A 20,418-nucleotide genomic window follows, 5' to 3' on the forward strand; every position below is an offset into this window, starting at 1 on the left:
TCCATCAGCCTTCGCGATGATCGGTGTGGCTACCCCGGCCCAACTGCTCCCTCACCGGCACCACCGGCGGGTTCACCAACGAGCGGCGCTGCCAGTTCGCGCCGTCGACCACCAGGGTGTGGCCCGTGATGAAGCGGGCGTAGGGGGAGGCCAGGAAGGTTGCCGCCCAGCCGAGTTCGCGTGGGGCTCCTACGCGTAGGGCGGGTTGGCGGGTGGCCAGGGGTGGGGAGGTGGCAGGGGTTTCTGCGTTGGCCGTGTTCGTGTCGGTCAAGGTGGTGCGGATGTCTCGGGTCATGTCCTCGTGGGGCATCAGGCCCGGGACCAGGCCGTTGACCTGGATTCCGTACGGGCCCCACTCCACCGCCAGCGTTTCGACGAGGCTCTTCACGCCCGCCTTCGCCGCCGCGCTGTGGGCGAAGCCCGGGCCGCCCGTCCAGGCGTACGACGCGCCGATGTTGATGACCGAGGCGGGGGTGCCCGCCGTGAGGTGGCGGCGGGCGAACTCGCGGGTCATGAAGAACGTGCCCGTGAGTGTCGCGTCGACGACCGCGCGCCAGGCGTTGGGGGACATCTCCTCGGCGGGCACGGGGAAGTTCGCCGCCGCGTTGTTCACCAGGACGGCGGGCAGTCCGTACGCGGACTCCGCGGCGTCGAACGCGGCGGACACGCGGTCCGGGTCGCGGATGTCGCACACCGCCGTCGCCACCCGGCCGCCCAGCGCCGACAGCTCCGCGCGCGCCGCCTTCAGCCGTTGTTCGTTCCGGCTCGCGATCACCAAATCCGCGCCCAGGCGGGCGAATTCGGCCGCCGTCGCCAGGCCCAGGCCGCTGCCGCCGCCCGTGACCAGGACGACGGTGCCGTCGTACGTGCCGGGTGGCAGGGCCGTCGCGCCGAGCGGGGGAGGGGCTGGCAGGCCTGGGGGTGGATTGGTGGTGGTGCCGTCGGTTGGTGGGTTGGAGGTTGTGCCGTCGGTCGTCATGGGGCCTCGATAGTCCGCCGGTGCGCAATGTTCCAGAGGTGGTGCGGGTCGGCGCGGTTCGGGACCGGGAGGGGCGCTTTCGTCGATCGTGCCGGATTGACATATCGGCTTGCTGATTCTGCAATGGGGGCATGGGAAGCGCAGAGAGTGGATCGGCGAGGCGGGGCGGACGTGGGGGACATGAGGGGCATGGGGGACATGGGCATGGTGGGAGTGAGGGCGGGCACGAGCCCGACGGTCCCGACGACGTCGAGACCGGCAAGGTGCTCACGGCCGTCGGCCCCCGCCTCCGCAAGATCCGCAAGGAGCGCGGCGCCACCCTCGCCGGGCTGTCCGCCGCCACCGGCATCTCCGTGAGCACGCTGTCCCGGCTGGAGTCGGGCGGCCGCAAGCCCAGCCTCGAACTGCTCCTGCCCATCGCCCGCGCCCACCAGGTCCCCCTGGATGAGCTCGTCGGCGCCCCGCCGGTCGGCGATCCGCGCGTGCGGGCCAAGCCGATCGTCCGGTACGGGCGCACGATGGTGCCGCTGACCCGGCAGCCGGGCGGACTCCAGGCGTACAAGGTCATCGAGCCCACCCGCTCCATCGAGCCCGACCCCCGCACCCACGAGGGGTACGAGTGGCTGTACGTCCTGTCGGGGCGGCTGCGTCTGGTCCTCGCCGAGCACGACGTGGTGCTCGGGGCGGGCGAGGCCGCCGAGTTCGACACCCGGGTGCCGCACTGGTTCGGGTCGACGGGCGAGGGCCCGGTGGAGTTCCTGAGCCTCTTCGGGCCGCAGGGGGAGCGGATGCACGTACGCGCGCGGCCCGCCGCGAAGCGCGACCCGGAGGACTAGGGCGGCCCCGCCCCTGTTCCCATCCGAGCAAGCGACCGCTTAGTATGTCCCTGGAGCACGGTCGACTACAGCGTGGAGGCCCCGCATGCGCGCATGGCACGTACACCGCAACGGCGAGCCCGGCGAGGTGATGCGGCTCGAAGAGGCGGAGCGGCCGGTGCCCGGCGACGGCCAGGTGCTCCTGAAGGTCCGCGCCGCGAACATCAACTTCCCGGACGCGCTGCTGTGCCGCGGCCAGTACCAGATCACCCCGCCCCTGCCGTTCACGCCCGGCCTGGAGATCTGCGGCGAGACCGAGGACGGCCGCCGCGTCATCGCCAACCCGGCGCTGCCGTACGGCGGCTTCGCCGAGTACGCCGTCGCGGACGCCGCCGCCCTGCTGCCCGCCCCCGACGCCCTCGACGACGCCGAGGCCGCCGCCCTGCACATCGGCTACCAGACCGGCTGGTTCGGGCTGCACCGGCGCGCGCACCTGAAGGCGGGCGAGACGCTCCTGGTGCACGCGGCTGCGGGCGGCGTCGGCAGCGCGGCCGTGCAGCTCGGCAAGGCCGCGGGCGCCCAGGTCATCGGCGTCGTCGGCGGCGCCGACAAGGCGAGGACCGCGCGCGAGCTCGGCTGCGACCTGGTCCTCGACCGGCGCGCGGACGACATCGTGGGCGCCGTGAAGGAGGCCACCGGCGGCCGCGGCGCCGACGTGATCTACGACCCGGTGGGCGGCGACGCGTACGCCAAGTCCGCCAAGTGCGTGGCCTTCGAGGGCCGCATCCTCGTCGTCGGCTTCGCGAGCGGCGCCGTCCCGACGCCCGCCCTCAACCACGCCCTGGTGAAGAACTACTCGATCGTCGGCCTGCACTGGGGCCTGTACAACACCAAGGACCCGCGCGCGGTCCTGGAGTGCCACGAGCAGCTGACCGAGCTCGCCGCGAAGGGCGCCGTCAAGCCGCTCGTCAGCGAGCGCGTGCCGCTCGGCCAGGCCGCCGCGGGCGTCCAGCGCGTCGCCGACGGCGTCACCACCGGCCGCGTCGCCGTCCTGCCCGCGCTCGCAGAGGAGGCCACCGCATGACCGGCCGCACGATAGACGCGGGCGAACTCCGCCGTCGTACACAGCAATTGCTGGCGGAACATCCTCCGGCGACGACGGAACGTACCGCGTTCCTGACGGCCCGTTTCGACGCCGGGCTCGCCTGGGTGCACTACCCCGAGGGCCTCGGCGGGCTCGGCGCGCCGCGCTCGCTGCAGGCCGTCGTGGACACCGAGCTGGAGGAAGCGGGCGCACCCGACAACGACCCGCGGCGCATCGGCATCGGCCTGGGCATGGCCGCGCCCACGATCCTCGGATTCGGCACGGACGAGCAGAAGCGCCGCTTCCTGCGGCCCCTTTGGGTCGGCGAGGAGGTGTGGTGCCAGCTGTTCAGCGAGCCCGGCGCGGGCTCCGACCTCGCGGCGCTCGGCACGCGTGCCGTCCGCGACGGCGACAGCTGGGTGGTGGACGGGCAGAAGGTGTGGACGTCCAGCGCACACACCGCCCGCTGGGGCATCCTCATCGCCCGCACCGACCCCGACCTGCCCAAGCACCGCGGCATCACGTACTTCATCTGCGACATGACCGACCCGGGCGTCGAGGTGCGGCCGCTGCGCCAGCTCACCGGCGAGGCCGAGTTCAACGAGGTGTTCCTCACCGGCGTACGCGTCCCCGACAGCCGCCGCCTCGGCGAGGTCGGCGACGGCTGGAAGGTCGCGCAGACCACCCTCATGAACGAGCGCGTGTCCATCGGCGGCATGCGCATCCCGCGCGAGGGCGGCATGATCGGCCCGGTCGCCAAGGCCTGGCGCGAGCGCCCTGAACTGCGCACCCACGACCTGCACCAGCGGCTGCTGTCCCTGTGGGTGGAGGCGGAGGTCGCCCGGCTCACCGGCGAACGCCTGCGCCAGCAGCTCGTCGCGGGCCAGCCGGGCCCCGAGGGCTCCGGCATGAAGCTCGGCTTCGCCCGCCTCAACCAGGAGATCAGCGGCCTGGAGGTGGAACTCCTCGGCGAGGAGGGCCTGTTGTACGACGACTGGACGATGCGCCGCCCCGACCTCGTCGACTTCACCGGGCGCGAGGCGGGCTACCGCTACCTGCGCGCCAAGGGCAACAGCATCGAGGGCGGGACCAGCGAGGTCCTGCTGAACATCGTCGCCGAACGCGTCCTCGGCCTGCCGCCGGAACCGCGCACGGACAAGGACGTCGCCTGGAAGGACCTGAACCGATGACCTCACAGGGTGATCTGCTGTACACCGAGGAAGAGGAGGCGGTGCGCTCCGCCGTACGTTCCCTCCTCGCCGACCACTGCGACCCGGCCGCCGTCCTCGCCCGCACCGAGTCGGAGCAGCCGCACGACCGCGAGCTGTGGAAGGCCCTCGCCGACGGCATGGGCCTCGCCGGGCTCCTGGTGCCCGAGGACCGGGGCGGGCAGGGCGCCTCGCACCGCGAAGCGGCCGTGGTCCTGGAGGAGTTGGGGCGCGCGGTGGCGCCGGTGCCGTATCTGACCAGTGCTGTCATCGCCACCGAGACGCTCCTTGCCTGCGCGGGCGACGCGGCGGCGGAACTGCTCGCCGCGCTGGCGTCGGGCCGTACCGTCGGCGCGCTCGCCGTGCCGTTCGCCACCGCCCCGGAGGCCGCCCACCCGCGGGTGCGGTTCGACCGCGGCGCCCTGCACGGCGAGGTGAGGGGCGTCGCGGACGCGGCCGCCGCCGACGTCCTGCTCGTCCCGGCCGACGGCGGCCTGTTCGCCGTCGACACCGGACGGGACGGCGTCACCGTCACCCCGCAGACCTCCCTCGACCGCACCCGCCCGCTCGCCGTCGTCACCCTCGACGCAGCCCCCGCGCGCCTGCTCGCCGAGGGCGCGGAAGCCGACGCGGCGATACGGCTCGGCCTGCGCTCCGGCGCCGGACTGCTCGCCTCCGAGCAACTCGGCCTCGCCGAATGGTGCTTGACGGAGACCGTCCGGTACACGAAGGAGCGCCACCAGTTCAACAGGCCCGTCGGCTCCTTCCAGGCGCTCAAGCACCGCCTCGCCCGGCTCTGGCTCGACGTGGTCAACACTCGTGCCGTGGCCCGGCACGCCGCCGACGCCCTCGCGACCGGCAGCGACGAGCCGAACCTCGCGACGGCCCTCGCGCAGGCCCACGCCGCCCCAGTGGCGGTGCGCGCCGCCGAGGAGGCGGTCCAACTGCACGGCGGCATCGGCATGACCTGGGAGCACCCCGTCCATCTGTACCTGAAGCGGGCCAAGGCCGACTCGATCGCCCTCGGCACCGCGGGCCGGCACCGGGAGAATCTGGCCGACCTCGTCGACCTCCCCGCACCCGCAACTCCCTGACCTGCGCGGAGGCTCGTGGCCGTATAGGACCCGGCCCTTACCCACCTATTACATGAGGCATAATTGCGAGCTGTTCGCAATAACTCTTGATCTTGTGTAGGGGTGTGGAGCATGAGGGCCGGATCGATACGTGGCACCGGTGCCATCGCGGCGGCCGCCGCACTGGCGGTCGCCGCCACGGCCTGCTCGGCGCCGGACGACGGCAAGGGCAGCGACGGCGCCAAGGACTCGGCGGTCGTCGGCATCGCCTACGAACCGGAGACCCTCAGCCCGCTCCTCGGCTACGGCAAGGACGGCAACTCCAAGATCTTCGACGGGCTGCTCACGCACGACGCGGACATGAAGCTGAAGCCCGCGCTCGCGGCGAAGCTGCCGAAGGTCGGCGACGACGGCAAGACGTACACGTACGAACTGCGCGAGGGCGTCAAGTTCAGCGACGGCAAGCCGTTCACGGCCAAGGACGTCGTCTTCACGTACGAGACGATCCTCGACAAGAAGACGAACAACGCCTCCAAGACCGAGCTGGACGCCCTCAAGAGCGTCGAGGCCAAGGGCGACGGCACGGTCGTCTTCCACCTCAAGTACCCCTACGCGCCGTTCGCCGAGCGCACCGTCCTGCCCATCGCGCCCCAGCACGTCGCGGGCAAGCAGGACGTGAACACCGGCGCCTTCACCACCGAGCCGATCGGCACCGGGCCCTACAAGCTCGAGAAGTGGTCCAAGGGCGAGAAGCTCGTCTTCAAGGCCAACCCCGGGTACTGGGGCGGCGCGCCGAAGATCAAGAACTTCACGATGGCGATCATCAAGGACGACGACATCCGCGCCACGCGGCTGCGCACCGGCGACCTCGACGGCGCCATCCTGCCGCCCAACCTCGCCAAGACCTTCGAGTCCGACGGCGACAAGAAGACGTACGCCGCCAAGACCTTCGACTACCGCGTCGTGACCCTGCCGACCGGCAACAAGGTCGCGGGCGACACCGACGTGCGGCGCGCGCTCGACATCGGCGTGGACCGCAAGGCGATGGTCGACTCCATCCTGGAGGGCGCGGGCAAGGAGGCCTACGGTCCCGTCCCGACCGACAGCCCCTGGTTCACCAAGGGCACCGAGCGCAAGCAGGACGTCGAGGCGGCCAAGAAGATCCTCGACAAGGCCGGCTGGAAGCCCGGCGACGGCGGCATCCGCGAGAAGGACGGCGTCCAGGCGAAGTTCCCGCTCTGGTACCTGACCGGCGACAAGCTCCGCCAGGACCACGCGCTCGCCTACGCCTCCGACGCCAAGAAGCTCGGCATCAAGGTCGAGGTGCAGTCCGGCACGTGGGAGGTCATCGAGCCCCGCATGCCCAAGGACGCGGTCCTCGCGGGCGGCGGCTCCCCGGCCGACCCCGACTTCGACCAGTACACCCTCCTGAAGTCCTCCCTCGCCGGTGACGGCTTCAACAACATGGCGCACTACGACAACCCCAAGGTCGACAAGGCCCTGGAGGACGCCCGCAAGAGCGGTGACCACGCGAAGCGCCAGGCCGCCTACGACACCGTCCAGCGCGAGCTGGTGAAGAACCCGGGCTACACCTTCCTCACGCACATCGACCACCTGTACGTGGTGAACAAGTCCTACGGCGACCTCTCCACCCAGGTCGAACCGCACGACCACGGCCTGGCCTCCGGCCCCTGGTGGAACGTCGAGGACTGGCAGCCGAACAAGTGACCCGGCGGCTGCCCTGGGGTCCGATGGCGCGGCTCGTGGGACGGCGGGCGGTGTTCGCCGTCCCCGTCCTGCTCCTCGTCACCTTCGGCGTCTTCGCCGTCGCCGAGGCCTCGCCCTTCGACCCCGTCAAGGCGTACGCGGGCACGGCGGGGCTCACCGCCTCGCAGGAGAACCTCGACCAGCTCCGCGCCAACCTCGGCGTCGACAGGCCGCTGGTCTCCCGCTGGTGGGACTGGCTGACCTCCGCGCTCCAGGGCGACCTCGGGGACTCCAGCACGCTGCGCCAGCCCGTCGCCGACGCCATCGGTGAGCGCGTCGGCTGGTCGGTGCTGCTCGCCGCGACCGCGTTCGTCCTCGCGATCCTCGTCGGCTCGGCGCTCGGCGTGCTCGCCGCGCGCCGCCCCGGCGGCTGGCTCGACCGGGCCGTGACCTCGCTCGCCTACACCCTGGAGGCCGCGCCGCCGTTCTGGCTCGGCCTGCTCGCCGTGTGGCTGTTCGCCCTCAAGCTGGGCGTGCTGCCCGCGGGCGGGCTCACCGACACCTCCAGCGCGGCCGTCACGGCCGCGCAGGTGACGAACCACCTCGTGCTGCCCGCGGCCGTCCTCGCCGTCTCGCAGCTTCCCTGGTTCGTGCTGTACGTACGCCAGGGCGTCGGCGACGCGCTCGGCGACGACCCCGTCCGGGGTGCCCGCGCGCGCGGCCTCGCCGAGCGGACCGTGCTCCTCAAGCACGCCTTCCGCTCCGGCATGCTGCCCGTGCTCACGCTCATCGGCTCCCGCGTGCCCGAACTGATCACCGGCGCGCTGCTCGTGGAGACCGTCTTCTCCTGGCCCGGCATCGCCGCCGCGACCGTGCAGGCCGCGACGAGCGTGGACTTCCCGCTGCTGGCCGCGCTCACCGCGCTCGCCACCGTGGCGGTCCTGCTCGGCAATCTCCTCGCGGACCTGCTGTACGGGCTCGCCGACCCGAGGGTGGGGTTCGATGGCTGACAAGCCCGCTGCGACGGGGGTGCTCGCGCCCGCCGACACCGAGGTGACCTGGCGGTCCGCCCCGGGCCGGTCCGGCCGGTCCGCGGGCGCCCGCAAGGCGTCCCGCTCCACCCGCGCCTGGCGGGTGTGGAGCTCCGCCGCGATCGTCACGGCCGTCGTGCTCGCCGTGCTGATCGTGCCGCCGCTCGCCGACCTCGACGAACAGGCCGTCCACCTCGCCGACAAGCTGCTCCCGCCGTCCCTGGAGCACCCGTTCGGCACCGACGACGTGGGTCGCGACCTGCTTCTTCGCTGCGTGTACGGGCTCCGCGTCTCACTCCTCGTCGGCGTGGTCGCCGCCGTGGTGGCCACCGTCATCGGCACCGCCGTGGGCGCGCTCGCCGCCTCTGCCGGTGGCTGGGTGGACCGGATCGTCATGCGACTCGTGGACGTCTTCTCGTCCGTCCCGCACCTGCTCCTCGGCATCTTCATCGTGGCGATGTTCCGGCCGGGCGTGTGGCCGGTGGTGATCTCCGTGGCGCTGACGCACTGGCTGTCGACGGCCCGCATCGTGCGCGCCGAGGTCCTGTCGCTGCGCTCGCGGCCGTACGTGGACGCCGCCATCTCCGGCGGCGCGTCCCGCCGGCGCGTGACCGTACGGCACCTGCTGCCCGGGGTCCTGCCACAGGCCGGGCTCGCCGCCGTCCTCATGGTCCCGCACGCCATCTGGCACGAGTCCGCGCTGTCCTTCCTCGGCCTCGGCCTGCCCACCCACCAGGCGAGCCTCGGCACCCTCGTCCAGAGCGCCCGCAGCTCCCTCCTCGCCGGCGACTGGTGGCCGACCCTCTTCCCCGGCCTGTTCATCATCGTCCCGACCCTGGCCATCGCGGGCCTCGCGGGCGCCTGGCGCGACCGGATCAACCCGCGCCGCCGATCGGAGCTGATGCTGTGACTGGGCCGACCACCGGGGCTGACGCCGCCCGCGCGACGGACGCCGCAGCCGAGGCTGCGGCTGAAGCCGCGCCCACGCCCGCAGCCGAAGGCACGACCGAAGCCGAAGCTGAGGCCGCGTCCGCGGCGCCGCGCGTGTCCGTGACCGAAGCCCTGCCCGCGGCGGACACCGCCTCCGCCCCGCCCGTGCTCTCCGTACGCGGTCTCTCCGTGCGCTTCCGTATGCGCGGCGGTGCCCACGTGGCCGCTGTCACCGACGCGCGCTTCGACCTTGCCGCCGGTGAGTGTCTCGCGCTCGTCGGCGAGAGCGGGTGCGGCAAGTCCGTGCTGGCGTCCGCGCTGCTCGGACTGTTGCCCGAGAACGCCGAGACCGCCGGGTCCGCGGTGCTCGGTGACGGGATCGATCTGCTCACCGCCGACGAGCGCACGCTCGCGCGCACCGTGCGGGGGCGGCGCGTCGGACTCGTACCGCAGAGTCCCGCCGCGCATCTGACCCCGGTCCGTACTGTGCGCTCCCAACTGGAAGAGACCCTGCGGGAGTTGACGGGCGTGCGCAGGCCCGAGCTGCGGAAGGCGGGTGAGGCCGCTGCCCAGCGGGCCGCGTTCCCGCCGGGGCACCTCGACCGCTACCCGCACGAGCTGTCCGGCGGGCTCGCGCAGCGTGCCGCCACCGCACTCGCGCTCATCGGCGACGCCCCGCTGCTGCTCGCGGACGAGCCCACCACCGGCCTCGACCGCGAACTGGTCGACCGCACCGTCGACGAACTGCGGCGGCACGTCGGGGACGACCGCGCGCTGCTGATGATCACCCACGACCTGGCGGCGGCCGAGCGCATCGCCGACCGCGTCGCCGTGATGTACGCGAGCCGCATCGTCGAGATCGCCGACGCCGCCGACTTCTTCGGCGAGCCGGGGCCACGCCACCCGTACGCCCGAGGGCTGCTCGACGCCCTGCCGGACCGGGAGTTCACGCCCATCCCCGGCATGCCGCCCGAGCTGTCCGCGCTGCCCGGCGGGTGCGCGTTCGCCGCGCGCTGCGAGCGGGCCGACGAGGCGTGCGGGGCCGTGCCCGCGCTGCCCACGTCCGGTGCCGCCTGCCACCACCCGGTCGCCGCCGCCCTGGAGGCGCCCCGTGCTTGAACTGCGTTCCCTGACCGCCGGATACGACCGCCGCGACCCCGTCGTCCGCGACGTGAGCCTGAGCGTCGAGCCGGGCGAGTCCGTCGGCCTGCTCGGCCCCAGCGGCTGCGGCAAGTCGACGCTCGCGCGGGTCGCGGCACTCCTTCACCGGCCCGACCGGGGCCAGGTCGTCATCGACGGCGAGCCCGCGCGCGGCTGGCGCCATCGCGCACCGCGCGCCCAGCGCACCGCGTTCGGCGTCGTCTTCCAGCAGCCCCGACTGTCCGCCGACCCGCGCCTCACCCTCACTCAGCTGATTGCCGAGCCGCTGCGGGCCACCGGCCGTGCAGCCGAAGTCACGGACCGTGTACGGGAGTTGGCACGCACCGTCGGCATCGGCGAGGATCTCCTGGGTCGCCGCCCGCACGAGGTCAGCGACGGCCAGCTCCAACGCGCCTGCCTTGCCCGCGCGTTGATCCTGCGCCCGCGCTGGCTCATCTGCGACGAGATGACGGCGATGCTGGACGCCTCCACGACGGCCGCGCTGGTGACCGCCGTGGAGAACTACCGCGCCGACAGCGGCGCCGGACTCCTCGCCGTCGGCCACGACAAGGTGCTCCTTGAGCGGTGGTGCGACCGGACGGTGCACTGGGACGAGCTGACGCGTTCCTAGGCAGCCTCAGCCATTGGCGAGGGCGCCGTCGAGGAGAGGGAGCAGGCGGTCCCAGTGACGCTGCAGCCCGGCCGGGCTGAACGCGTCGGTGTCGGCCATCGTGAAGCCGTGGACGGTGTCGGGGTAGATCTCGGTCGTGTAGCCGACACCCGCGGCGTCCAGGGCCTGGTTGAGCTCGCCGATGCCTTCGGGCGACAAGTCGCCTTCGGCGAGGCCGACATGGACGTGGGCGGTGAGCTTGGGGATGTCGCGGTGCGGACTGTCGGGCGCGTCGGTGACCAGGAAGCCGGGGTGGAACCCGGCGACGGCGGCGACCTGACCGGGGTGGGCCGTCGCGGTGCGCATCGCCAGGGCGGCGCCCATGCAGTAGCCGATCACGCCGACCGGTCCGGCACCGACCTCGGGCTGTGTGGTGAGGAACCCGAGATAGGCCTCGGCGTCGCGCAGGACACGCTCGGCGGTGTGCGCCTCGACCAGGGGCATCAACTGGGCGATGACCGCGGGGCGTTCGGCCTCACCGATGTGCTCGGGAAGGTCGACGGCCGGCGCCGGGCCGTGCCGGTAGTAGATGTGGGGGACGAGTACGTAGTACCCGTGCCCGGCCAGCTCGCCGGCCATCTCCTCGATCACGGGCCGCATGCCGAACGCGTCCGTGTACAGCAGCACTCCGGGGTGCCGCCCGCCGCCGTCGGGGAAGGCGGCGAAGGCGTCGGCGGTGCCGTCCGGGGTGGGTATGTGCAGGTTCTTGGTGGGCATGGCGGGAACGGTAACAGCGAAGATCACCCGGGTCCGCCCCGCTGCCCCGCCTTCTGCCAGAGGAAAAACCCGGTGCAGGGTCGGGTCCGTGCTCGCTACGGTGGAGACGTCCAGGTGCGAAGGAGCGGGCTACTTCGTTTTGGGAACGGGCGGTCGCGGGTTCGAATCCCGCCGTCGACTTCGGTCGGCGTAGCTCAGCGGTAGAGCACCTTGTCGCCTGCACCGGCTTCGACCTCTGGACATGTGACGCGAGCCGTCTGCCCACGGGGGACATCGGGCAGGCGGTTTCGTCATGCCCTGCCGAGGGAGAAGAGAACCGGCGGCACTTAAGAGGGAGAGGGGCCTCGGAACCGCCGAGGGCGAGTGGGCCTCAGCCCCGCTCCACCACCAGCACCTCCACCCCCCGCTCCCGCATCCCCCGCAGCTCCTCCCGCGCCACACCGTCGTCGACGACCACCACGTCGAAGTCCGTGAGCGGCGCAAGGGCGTACAGGCCGTCGCGGGTGAACTTCGTGTGGTCGGCGAGGAGTACGCGGCGCGTGGCCGCCGCCATCATCGCTCGCTTGACCTGCACCGTCTCCGGTGACGTGTGATAGCAGCGGCCCCGGGTCACAGCCGTCGTCGACATGAAGAGGACGTCCGCGCGGAACGCGGCCACGCTGTCGGCCGTGTGCAGGCCCATGAAGGCGTCGTACGCGGGGAAGTAGGCGCCGCCCAGGGCGATGAGGGAGACGCCGGGCTCCTTGGCGAGGGCGGTGATCGCGGGCAGCGAGTTGGTGAGGACCGTCAGCGGGGTGTGCTCGGCGAGTTCGCGGGTCAGGTGCAGACACGTCGTGCTGTCGTCGAGCAGGACCGTCTGGCCGGGCACGAGGAGGCGGGCCGCGGCGCGGGCGAGCTGCTGCTTCGTCTGCGCCATGGTCGTCATGCGCTCGGCGACGCTGCCGTGGAACTGCGCCGACGGCAGGGCGGTCGCCCCGCCCCGCACCTTGCGCAGCCACCCCTGCGACTGGAGGAAGTCCAGGTCGCGGTGGACGGTCATCAGGCTCACGTCGAACGCGTCGGCGAGGTCGGCGGCCCGCACGAAGCCGCCCGCGACCACCTGCTCCCGGATGCGGCGGCGTCGCTCCTCGCGTACGTCCACGCGGTCGGGCTGCCCCATGACCCTCCTCGGCTCTCCGTGAGTGTGATGTGTCCGAGTGATGATCCCACGTACATCACTCGGCGTGCATCCTTCAGCCCCAGTTCGGCAGCCCGGTCCCCGGGGTCTTCTCACGTGCGGGGGCGAGGGCCCGCGGGAGGTTCCACCAGGTGTTTGACGAGGGTTTTCGTCGGGTTGTTAGCTCAGGCCGTCCCGCTACCCCCGCCGCCCCACTGTCCCCAGGGGAGCTTCAATGACGAACCCTCCCGTGCCGCCCGCCCCGGGCGACACCGCCCCACCGCGTTCGCTCTTCACACGCGCAGGCATCCCGCAGCCTCTGTCCTGGGGCTACCTCGGACTCCTCGTCTTCATGACGGGCGTCGGCGTCGAGGCCGGTTTCCTCTCGCCGTACCTGGAAGACCTCGGCATCCCGTCATCGCAGGTCGCGATGGTGTTCACCGTGTACGGCATCACGGGTGCCGTCGCGGGATGGCTGTCCGCCGCGCTCTCCGACCTGTGGGGCCCGCGCAAGGTCATGTGGCTCGGCCTCGCCGCCTTCGTCGCCACGCACGTGTTCTTCCTCGCGGTCGCCATACCCAGCGAGTCGTATCCGCTGCTGCTCCTCGGCTACGGCCTGCGCGGCCTCGCGTATCCGCTGTTCGCGTACGCCTTCCTGGTGTGGATCGCCGCCGTCGCGCCGCCGAAGCAGATGGGCAGCGCGATGGGCTGGTTCTGGTCGGCGTTCTCGGCGGGCCTGCCCACGCTCGGCTCGCTCACGGCGAGCCTGCTCATCCCGTGGGTGGGGGAGCGCGGCACGCTGTGGGCCGCCCTGGGCGTGGTCGTCGTCGGCGGGCTCCTCGCGCTGCTCATGGTCCGGGAGCCCACCGGTTCGACGCGGCTTGCCCCGGCGGGCGAGAGCCCTCTGGCCGGGCTCACCGGCAGCCTCACCATCCTCGTCCGGGAGCCGCGCGTGGGCGCCGGGGCGGTGGTGCGGATGCTCAACACCGCTTCGCAGTTCGGCTTTCTGGTGATGCTTCCGGCGTGGTTCATGCACGAGGTCGGGCTTTCCAACGCCCAGTGGCTCAGACTGCTCGCCATCATGTTCGCCACGAACATCGTCACGAACCTGCTGTTCGGCGTCGTCGGGGACAGGGTCGGCTGGCGCGCGACGGTCGCGTGGTGCGGCGGCGTCGGCTGCACGGTCTCCACGCTGCTCCTCTATTACGTCCCGTCGGCGGCCGGAGCGCAGTACGCGCTGTGCGTCCTGGTCGCCGTGCTCTACGGCGCCACCCTGTCCGGATACGTCCCGCTGTCCGCCCTCATGACCGCCATCGCGCCCGCCCACAAGGGCCAGGCCATGGCCGCCCTGAACCTCGGGGCCGGGGCCTCCACCTTCGTCGGGCCGCTCGTCGTCAGCCTCTTCCGGGGGCCGCTCGGCGTGGGCGGCGTCGTCTGGATCTTCGCCGGGTTCCACGCGGTGAGCGCGGGCCTCACCCTCGTACTGAGAACCACGGCCGCCGCGGACAGCGGCCCCGCACCGAGGACCAGTGCGCACGCCGTCGCCACCTCCGCCACGAAGGGTCTGTGAACCAGCATGTCGGTACTCGCGATTGACGTCGGCACCACCATGATCAAGTCGGTCGTCTTCGACGACCAGGGCGGCGAACTCGCCGTGTCGCGGCTCGCGACGGAGGTGGAGCGCCGCCACCCCGGCTGGGCCGAGCAGGACATGGACACCGTGTGGAACGCGGTCGTCTACACCGTCCGCACCGCCCTGTCCGCCCTCGCCGAGCGCCCCGAAGGCGCCGACCCCGTCTGGCTGGTGACGTTCACCGCGCAGGGCGACGGCGCCTGGCTGGTAGACGCGGCGGGGCGGCCCACCGGGCCCGCGATCCTGTGGTCCGACGGACGTGCCGGCGACCTCCTCACGCGCTGGGAGCGCGAGGGCGTCCTGGAGGAGGCGTTCCGCCGCAACGGCTCGCTGACGTGCGGCGGCATGCCGAACGCCGTGTTCAGCTGGCTCGACGCCCACGACCCGGACCGCCTCGCCCGCTCCAGCGCCTCCCTGACCGCGGCGGGTTGGCTCTTCTACAACCTCACCGGCGTGACCGCGATCGACGAGTCGGACGCCTCCGCGCCGTTCCTCGACCACGCCACCGGCGACTACGACCCCGGGATCGTGGACCTGTTCGGGCTCGCCGCGCACGCGCGGCTGCTGCCCAAGGTCCTCGGCGAGGACGAGCGGATCGCCGAGATCACCGCCGACGCGGCCGCCCAACTCGGCGTGCAGCCGGGCCTTCCGGTGGTGATGGCGCCGTACGACATCGCCTCCACCGCCCGCGGCGTCGGCGTCGTCAACCCCGGTCAGGCCTGCGGCATCCTCGGCACCACGCTCTGTACGGAGATCGTCCGCAAGGACGTCGACACGACGGGCGAGCCCTCCGGCATCAACATCGCCTACCGGGGCCGCGAACGCGTCCTGCGCGCCTTCCCGACCCTCAACGGCGTCGAGGTGCTCACCTGGGGCGCGCGCACCCTCCAGCTCGACGGGCCACCGGAGTTGGGCGAGCTTGCGTTCTCCGCGCCGCCCGGGGCGAACGGCCTGATGTTCCTGCCGTATCTGTCCCCGGCCGGCGAGCGCGCCCCCTTCCTCGACCCGCGCGCCCGCGGCGCCTTCTGGGGCCTTTCGCTCGACCACACCCCCGCCGACCTCGCCCGCGCCGTCTTCGACGGACTCTCCCTCGTCGTCCGCGACTCGCTCGCCGCGTCCCGTACGACCGTGACGGAGCTGAGGCTGTGCGGCGGCGGCGCCAACAACGACGACTGGTGCCGTCTCATCGCGGACGCCACCGGCGTGCCCACGGCCCGCTCCGCCGACACCGAACTCGGCGCCAAGGGTGCCTTCCTCACCGGCCTCGTCCTCACCGGAGCCGAGTCCAGCATGCACAGCGCCGCCGCCAAGTACGTACGGATGCGCACCAGTTGGGAGCCCGACCCGGAGCGTGCGCAGTATTACGCGGCTCTGTACGAGGAGTTCCTGCGGTGGCGGTCGCTGGCGCGGGACGCCGGGTGGACGGCGGCTCCCGGACCCCGCAGCACACCACAAGGAGCACCCCGTGCCTGACCCCGCACCCCGTCCGCCCCGCGGCCCCGCCGGGCTCGGCCCCGCCGGGCTCCCGCCCGAAGCCGTCTGGCTCGGCCTCGACCTCGGCACCCAGAGCGCCCGCTGCGTCGCCGTCGACTCCGCGGGCACCGTCCTCGCCGCCGCGTCCCGGCCGCTGGCCAGCCACCGCGACGGCAACCGGCACGAGCAGGACCCCGAGCAGTGGTGGACCGCGCTCACCTCCGCCTGCCGCGAGGCGACCGCCGCGCTCGACGACCCGTCCCGCGTCCGGGGCCTCGCCCTCGACGCCACCTCCGGCACCATCCTGCTCGCCGACACCACCGGCACCCCGCTCACGCCGGGCCTGATGTACGACGACGGGCGCGCCGCCGACCAGGCCGCACGCGCCAACGCGGCGGGCGCGGACGTGTGGAGCGAGCTGGGCTACCGCTCCATGCAGCCGTCGTGGGCGCTGCCCAAGCTGCTGTGGCTCCTGGAGCGCACGGAGGAGGCCTCGCGTCCGGACATCCGACTGCTGCACCAGCCCGACCTCATCACCTGGCGGCTTGCCGGGCATCAGGTCGCGAGCGACTCCAGCCACGCCCTGAAGACCGGCTACCACCTCGTCGAGGAGCGCTGGCCCGAGAAGGAGTTCGCCGAACTCGGCGTGCCCGCGCGGCTGTTGCCCGAGGTGGTCCGGCCCGGCACCGTCCTCGGCGCGGTGTGCGCCGAGGCCGCCGCCGTCACCGGCATCCCCGAAGGGACCCCGATCGTCGCCGGGATGACGGACGGCTGCGCCGCGCAGATCGGCGCGGGCGCGCTCGCCCCCGGCGCGTGGAACTCGGTCCTCGGCACGACGCTCGTCTTCAAGGGCGTGAGCCCGCACCTCGTACGCGACCCGGGCGGCGTCGTCTACTGCCACCGCGGCCCCGACGGGACCTGGCTGCCGGGCGGCGCGTCCAGCAGCGGGGCGGGCGTGCTCGCGCGGGAGTTCCCGGGGGCGGACCTCGCGGGGCTCACGGCGGCCGGCGCGGCCCTCGACGGTGACGCGGTCGCGTATCCGCTGGTGTCGAGCGGCGGTGAACGCTTCCCGTTCCGGGCGGCGGACGCCGAGCCGTTCGTGCTCGGGGAGCCGCGCGGCGAGGCCGGACGCTTCCACGCGTACCTGCTGGGCGTGGCCTGCGTGGAGCGGCTGTGCTTCGACTACCTGGACCACATCGGCGCGCCCGTCGAAGGGCCGCTGACGTTCACCGGGGGCGGTGCGAAGAACCCGTACTGGAACCGGTTGCGAGCCGACGTGCTCGGCCGTCCGGTGCGGCTGCCCGAGCAGGCCGAAGGGGCCGTCGGGATGGCGGTGCTCGCGGCGACGTCGAGCGGGGCGTCCGTGCGGGAGGCGGCGGACGCGATGGTGCGCGGCCTCGCGGAGATCCGCCCGGATCCGGTGCGTACGGCCCGCTGGACGCCCGTCTACCTCCGGTTCGTCGACGCGCTCGCCGACCGCGGCTGGCTCGCCCCGGAGGCCGCCGCGCACGCGCACACCAGAGCACACGCATAGGCAACGAGGACAGACAGGCCCAGAGCACACGCCTGGGCAATGAGAACAGACAGCCAACAGACAGCCCATGAGGACAGACAGGCGATGAGGACAGCGCAGTGACCCATGTAATTCTCGTACGCCACGGCGAGACCGTCTGGCACGACGGCAACCGCTACGCGGGCCGCACCGACGTCGCGCTCACCCCGCGCGGCCGCCTCCAGGCCGCCGAACTCGCCGCCTGGGCCGCCGGACAGAGCATCGACGCCGTGTTCAGCTCACCGCTGTCGCGGGCCCGGCTGACGGCGGCGCCCGCGGGGGAGGCGCTCGGCCTGACGCCGCGCGTCGACGAGCGGCTGAGCGAGGTCGACTTCGGCCGCGGCGAAGGCCTCACCCGGGAGGAGATGCGCGCCCGCTTCCCCGGCGAGCTCGACGCGTTCCTCGACGACCCCGTCGCGCACCACCTGCCCGACGGCGAGGACCCGCGCAAGGCCGCCACGCGCGCGAGCGCCTGCCTCGCGGACGTCGCGGCCGAGTTCCCCGACGGCCGCGTGCTCGTCGTCGCGCACTCGACGCTGCTGCGCCTGACCCTCTGCGACCAGCTCGGCATCCCGCTCAGCGAGTACCGCAGGGTGTTCCCGCACATGGACAACGGCACCCTCACCGAACTGCGGCTGCGCGAGGGCCAGTCGTCGCTGCTGCGCTTCAACGCGCCGGCGCATCCCACGCGCTGACCCGCCCGCGCCCGTGCCCGCGCCCGCCCAGGGGCACAGCTCCCGCACCTCACGTACAGAAAGAAGCCCCCCATGAGCACCACCGGCCCCACGGGCACCACCGGCCCTACAGTTCTGGCGGCAGGCGACCACTTCGTCCTGCCGCGCCTGCTCAGCGAAGAGGTCCGCAGGGCGACCGGAGGCGCCGTACACGTCCGCGAACTCACCCTGCCCTGGCCGCACACGCCGTTCGGCCCCGTCGGCGAGGTCATCGAGGCGTCCGGCACCGAGGACGAGCTGATCGAGGCACTGCGGGGCGCCGAGGTGTGCGTGACCCAGATGGCGCCGCTGACCGAACGCGTCCTCGCGGCCTGCCCCGACCTCAAGCTGATGTGCGTCAGCCGCGGCGGCCCCGTCAACGCCAACCTGGAGGCGGCGACCCGGCACGGCGTCGCCGTCTGCTACGCGCCGGGACGCAACGCCGTCGCCACCGCCGAACACACCCTCACGCTGCTCCTGGCCGCCGCGCGCGGCGTCGGCGACACGCACACCGACCTGCGCAAGGGCGTCTGGCGCGGCGACTACTACGACTACGACAACTGCGGCATCGAGATCGAGGGCGCGACCGTCGGCCTCATCGGGTACGGCGCGATCGGCAGCCGGGTCGCGCGGATCCTGGTGGCCATGGGCGCCGAGGTCCTCGTCCACGACCCGTACGTGTCCCCGGAGGCGCTCGCCGGAATCGGCGAACAGGTCCCGCTGGAGGAGCTGTTGACCCGCTCGCGCATCGTGTCGCTGCACGCCCGCGTGACCGAGGAGACCAAGGGCATGATCGGCGCCGAGCAGCTCGCGCTGATGCCGCGCGGCTCGGTCCTGGTGAACTGCGCGCGCGGTGCGCTTCTCGACTACGACGCGGTGTGTGACGCCCTGGACAGCGGGCAGTTGTCAGGCGCGGGCTTTGATGTCTACCCGCACGAGCCGGTGCCGGCCGACTCCCGGCTCCTGGCCACCCCCGGCATCGTCATGACCCCGCACATCGCGGGCGCCAGCCAGGAAGTCGCCCACAAGGCGGCCCGCATCGTCGCCGCGGAAGTCGGCCGCTTCCTGCGCGGCGAGCCGCTCGCCCACTGCGCCAACCCGGAGGTCTACGCGGGCCGAACGCGGTGAACTCACGGAGTCGATAGCGCCAACTCCCAGGCCATGGGGGTTTCCTGAAGCGGCCGGAGCCTCATACTCACTGAGGCTCCGGCCGTCGTCGTCCCCGTCCCCAGCGGCACGACTCGTCCCCCTTCGTCCTCCTGGGAGGTACCCCATGGCCCCGTTCACCCGTCGCAGAGCCCTGAGCACGCTCGGCGCGGCCTTCGCGACCGCCGTCGCCGCGCCCGGCATCGCGCACGCCGCCGACCAGTCCCCGGCCGCGCGGCCGCTGAGCGCCGACAAGGCCCTGAGCGGCCGCCACCCGCGCCCCCGCCCCCTCGCCCAGGCCCACGCGCACAACGACTACGAACACGCCCGCCCTCTCCTCGACGCCCTCGACCACCGCTTCACCAGCGTCGAGGCCGACATCTTCCTCGTCGACGGCAAGCTCCTGGTCGCCCACGACCCGGCGGACCTCGACCCCACCCGCACCCTCGAATCGCTGTACCTCGACCCGCTCGCGGCCCGCGTCCGCGCGAACCACGGCTCGGTGTACCGGCGCTGGCACGGCCAGTTCCAGCTCCTCATCGACATCAAGACCGAGGGCGCCTCGACGTACCGCGAACTGGACCTGCACCTGCGCCGCTACCGGCACCTGTTCACGACGTACGTCCACGGCAAGGTGTACCGCTCCGCCGTGACCGCGGTGATCTCAGGAGACCGTGCGGCCCGCGCCCCGATGGAGGCCCAGCGGGTGCGCCGCGCCTTCTACGACGGCCGCCTCGCCGACCTCGGCACCGCGGCCCCCGCCTCCTTCATCCCGCTCATCAGCGACAACTGGTCGCTGAACTTCACCTGGCAGGGCCTCGGCCCGATCCCGCCCGCCGAGCGCGAGAAGCTGCGCGGCATCGTCTCCGCCGCCCACAAGCGGCGGCAGCGCGTCCGCTTCTGGGCCACCCCCGACCTGCCCGGACCCGCGCGCGACGCCGTGTGGGGCGAACTGCTCGCCGCCGGTGTGGACCACCTCAACACCGACGACCTCGCGGGGCTCCAGGCGTTCCTGGACGCCCGCGGAAGGTAACGGCCCTCGCTGCCGCTTCCCCCTAGCCGCCCGGGGAAACCACTCGTCCGGCGCACACGCTTCTCACTCGGACAAACCCTCCGCTACGCCACACTTGCCGCCGAAAGCCGTGAGTCCGGCGTGGCGGAGGAGGTCCGTGATGGCCGTTTCGATTTCCGTGGGGCTGCTGCTCCTGATCCTGGCGGTGGTGCTTCTGCGCAACGGCGGCATGAAGGTGTCGCACGCCGTGGTGTGCGGTCTGCTCGGCTTCTATCTCGCGAGCACGAGCGTGGCGCCCACCATTCACAACGGCCTGACGGCGACGGCCGACATCGTCAGCGGCATCCGTCCCTGAGAGCCTGTCCGAGGCGTCTCCGCG

At 72.8% G+C, this 20,418-nt stretch carries 19 protein-coding genes; 16 read left to right on the forward strand and 3 right to left on the reverse strand.

Features of this window, described 5'->3' with window-relative positions:
* Window positions 1-4 precede the first annotated feature (4 nt).
* A complete protein-coding gene (locus IEY91_RS21020; protein WP_229697122.1) occupies window positions 5-979 on the reverse strand; it encodes an SDR family oxidoreductase in 975 nt (324 codons plus the stop codon).
* Between the two features lie 131 nt (window positions 980-1,110).
* Here IEY91_RS21020 and IEY91_RS21025 point away from each other — a divergent pair, with 131 nt between their 5' ends.
* From IEY91_RS21025 to IEY91_RS21065, 9 genes are all read left to right on the forward strand, one after another.
* Window positions 1,111-1,815: a helix-turn-helix domain-containing protein gene (locus IEY91_RS21025; protein ID WP_229697123.1), complete on the forward strand. Its 705-nt coding sequence runs from the start codon at window positions 1,111-1,113 to the stop codon at window positions 1,813-1,815.
* An 85-nt stretch (window positions 1,816-1,900) separates the two neighbouring features.
* Window positions 1,901-2,878, forward strand: a complete 978-nt coding sequence (locus tag IEY91_RS21030) for an NADPH:quinone oxidoreductase family protein (RefSeq protein WP_189175212.1) — start codon at window positions 1,901-1,903, stop codon at window positions 2,876-2,878.
* The gene (locus tag IEY91_RS21035) at window positions 2,875-4,068 is read left to right on the forward strand and encodes an acyl-CoA dehydrogenase family protein (protein WP_189175213.1); all 1,194 of its coding nucleotides are present in this window, start codon (window positions 2,875-2,877) and stop codon (window positions 4,066-4,068) included. The genes IEY91_RS21030 and IEY91_RS21035 overlap by 4 nt, the downstream gene beginning before the upstream one ends.
* Entirely contained in the window at window positions 4,065-5,180 is a 1,116-nt protein-coding gene (locus IEY91_RS21040; protein WP_189175214.1) for an acyl-CoA dehydrogenase family protein, read from the forward strand. Before IEY91_RS21035 ends, IEY91_RS21040 begins: the two co-directional genes overlap by 4 nt.
* Before the next feature lie 111 nt (window positions 5,181-5,291).
* A complete protein-coding gene (locus IEY91_RS21045; RefSeq protein ID WP_189175215.1) occupies window positions 5,292-6,887 on the forward strand; it encodes an ABC transporter substrate-binding protein in 1,596 nt (531 codons plus the stop codon).
* Complete coding sequence (locus tag IEY91_RS21050) at window positions 6,884-7,876, forward strand: ABC transporter permease (protein WP_189175216.1); 993 nt, start codon at window positions 6,884-6,886, stop codon at window positions 7,874-7,876. The genes IEY91_RS21045 and IEY91_RS21050 overlap by 4 nt, the downstream gene beginning before the upstream one ends.
* A complete protein-coding gene (locus IEY91_RS21055; protein WP_229697124.1) occupies window positions 7,869-8,807 on the forward strand; it encodes an ABC transporter permease in 939 nt (312 codons plus the stop codon). Before IEY91_RS21050 ends, IEY91_RS21055 begins: the two co-directional genes overlap by 8 nt.
* A 221-nt stretch (window positions 8,808-9,028) precedes the next feature.
* A complete protein-coding gene (locus IEY91_RS21060) occupies window positions 9,029-9,946 on the forward strand; it encodes an ABC transporter ATP-binding protein (RefSeq protein WP_229697137.1) in 918 nt (305 codons plus the stop codon).
* Complete coding sequence (locus IEY91_RS21065) at window positions 9,939-10,598, forward strand: ABC transporter ATP-binding protein (protein WP_189175217.1); 660 nt, start codon at window positions 9,939-9,941, stop codon at window positions 10,596-10,598. The genes IEY91_RS21060 and IEY91_RS21065 overlap by 8 nt, the downstream gene beginning before the upstream one ends.
* A 6-nt stretch (window positions 10,599-10,604) precedes the next feature.
* On the opposite strand, the gene IEY91_RS21070 is transcribed toward IEY91_RS21065, so the two are convergent.
* Window positions 10,605-11,354, reverse strand: coding sequence for a dienelactone hydrolase family protein (locus IEY91_RS21070; protein WP_189175218.1), 750 nt, complete (start codon window positions 11,352-11,354; stop codon window positions 10,605-10,607).
* Between the two features lie 370 nt (window positions 11,355-11,724).
* Window positions 11,725-12,513 carry a DeoR/GlpR family DNA-binding transcription regulator gene (locus tag IEY91_RS21075; RefSeq protein ID WP_164317719.1) on the reverse strand — a complete coding sequence of 263 codons (789 nt, stop codon included), beginning with the start codon at window positions 12,511-12,513 and terminating at the stop codon, window positions 11,725-11,727.
* A 232-nt stretch (window positions 12,514-12,745) separates the two neighbouring features.
* Between IEY91_RS21075 and IEY91_RS21080 the strand changes: the two genes are divergently transcribed.
* From IEY91_RS21080 to IEY91_RS21110, 7 genes are all read left to right on the forward strand, one after another.
* Window positions 12,746-14,080 carry an MFS transporter gene (locus IEY91_RS21080; RefSeq protein WP_189175219.1) on the forward strand — a complete coding sequence of 445 codons (1,335 nt, stop codon included), beginning with the start codon at window positions 12,746-12,748 and terminating at the stop codon, window positions 14,078-14,080.
* Between the two features lie 6 nt (window positions 14,081-14,086).
* Complete coding sequence (locus IEY91_RS21085; RefSeq protein WP_189175220.1) at window positions 14,087-15,616, forward strand: FGGY-family carbohydrate kinase; 1,530 nt, start codon at window positions 14,087-14,089, stop codon at window positions 15,614-15,616.
* A complete protein-coding gene (locus tag IEY91_RS21090) occupies window positions 15,609-17,150 on the forward strand; it encodes an FGGY-family carbohydrate kinase (protein ID WP_189175221.1) in 1,542 nt (513 codons plus the stop codon). The genes IEY91_RS21085 and IEY91_RS21090 overlap by 8 nt, the downstream gene beginning before the upstream one ends.
* A gap of 98 nt (window positions 17,151-17,248) precedes the next feature.
* Complete coding sequence (locus IEY91_RS21095; protein ID WP_164317713.1) at window positions 17,249-17,863, forward strand: histidine phosphatase family protein; 615 nt, start codon at window positions 17,249-17,251, stop codon at window positions 17,861-17,863.
* Between the two features lie 72 nt (window positions 17,864-17,935).
* A complete protein-coding gene (locus IEY91_RS21100; protein ID WP_189175222.1) occupies window positions 17,936-19,009 on the forward strand; it encodes a 2-hydroxyacid dehydrogenase in 1,074 nt (357 codons plus the stop codon).
* Window positions 19,010-19,154: 145 nt separating this feature from the next.
* On the forward strand, window positions 19,155-20,060 hold the full coding sequence (locus IEY91_RS21105; RefSeq protein ID WP_189175223.1) for a phosphatidylinositol-specific phospholipase C/glycerophosphodiester phosphodiesterase family protein: 906 nt from the start codon (window positions 19,155-19,157) through the stop codon (window positions 20,058-20,060).
* Between the two features lie 139 nt (window positions 20,061-20,199).
* Window positions 20,200-20,394 carry a hypothetical protein gene (locus tag IEY91_RS21110; RefSeq protein ID WP_164317707.1) on the forward strand — a complete coding sequence of 65 codons (195 nt, stop codon included), beginning with the start codon at window positions 20,200-20,202 and terminating at the stop codon, window positions 20,392-20,394.
* Window positions 20,395-20,418: the final 24 nt, after the last annotated feature.

It is taken from the genome of Streptomyces lasiicapitis (assembly GCF_014646335.1).
Classification (GTDB): Bacteria; Actinomycetota; Actinomycetes; order Streptomycetales; family Streptomycetaceae; genus Streptomyces; species Streptomyces lasiicapitis.

What these genes read in the sequence shown, in the direction of transcription:
- IEY91_RS21020 (WP_229697122.1), bottom strand. Translation starts at nt 979, where the DNA reads ATGACGACCGACGGCACAACCTCCAACCCACCAACCGACGGCACCACC.
- IEY91_RS21025 (WP_229697123.1), top strand. Translation starts at nt 1,111, where the DNA reads ATGGGAAGCGCAGAGAGTGGATCGGCGAGGCGGGGCGGACGTGGGGGA.
- IEY91_RS21030 (WP_189175212.1), top strand. Translation starts at nt 1,901, where the DNA reads ATGCGCGCATGGCACGTACACCGCAACGGCGAGCCCGGCGAGGTGATG.
- IEY91_RS21035 (WP_189175213.1), top strand. Translation starts at nt 2,875, where the DNA reads ATGACCGGCCGCACGATAGACGCGGGCGAACTCCGCCGTCGTACACAG.
- IEY91_RS21040 (WP_189175214.1), top strand. Translation starts at nt 4,065, where the DNA reads ATGACCTCACAGGGTGATCTGCTGTACACCGAGGAAGAGGAGGCGGTG.
- IEY91_RS21045 (WP_189175215.1), top strand. Translation starts at nt 5,292, where the DNA reads ATGAGGGCCGGATCGATACGTGGCACCGGTGCCATCGCGGCGGCCGCC.
- IEY91_RS21055 (WP_229697124.1), top strand. Translation starts at nt 7,869, where the DNA reads ATGGCTGACAAGCCCGCTGCGACGGGGGTGCTCGCGCCCGCCGACACC.
- IEY91_RS21060 (WP_229697137.1), top strand. Translation starts at nt 9,029, where the DNA reads ATGCGCGGCGGTGCCCACGTGGCCGCTGTCACCGACGCGCGCTTCGAC.
- IEY91_RS21070 (WP_189175218.1), bottom strand. Translation starts at nt 11,354, where the DNA reads ATGCCCACCAAGAACCTGCACATACCCACCCCGGACGGCACCGCCGAC.
- IEY91_RS21075 (WP_164317719.1), bottom strand. Translation starts at nt 12,513, where the DNA reads ATGGGGCAGCCCGACCGCGTGGACGTACGCGAGGAGCGACGCCGCCGC.
- IEY91_RS21080 (WP_189175219.1), top strand. Translation starts at nt 12,746, where the DNA reads ATGACGAACCCTCCCGTGCCGCCCGCCCCGGGCGACACCGCCCCACCG.
- IEY91_RS21085 (WP_189175220.1), top strand. Translation starts at nt 14,087, where the DNA reads ATGTCGGTACTCGCGATTGACGTCGGCACCACCATGATCAAGTCGGTC.
- IEY91_RS21100 (WP_189175222.1), top strand. Translation starts at nt 17,936, where the DNA reads ATGAGCACCACCGGCCCCACGGGCACCACCGGCCCTACAGTTCTGGCG.
- IEY91_RS21105 (WP_189175223.1), top strand. Translation starts at nt 19,155, where the DNA reads ATGGCCCCGTTCACCCGTCGCAGAGCCCTGAGCACGCTCGGCGCGGCC.
- IEY91_RS21110 (WP_164317707.1), top strand. Translation starts at nt 20,200, where the DNA reads ATGGCCGTTTCGATTTCCGTGGGGCTGCTGCTCCTGATCCTGGCGGTG.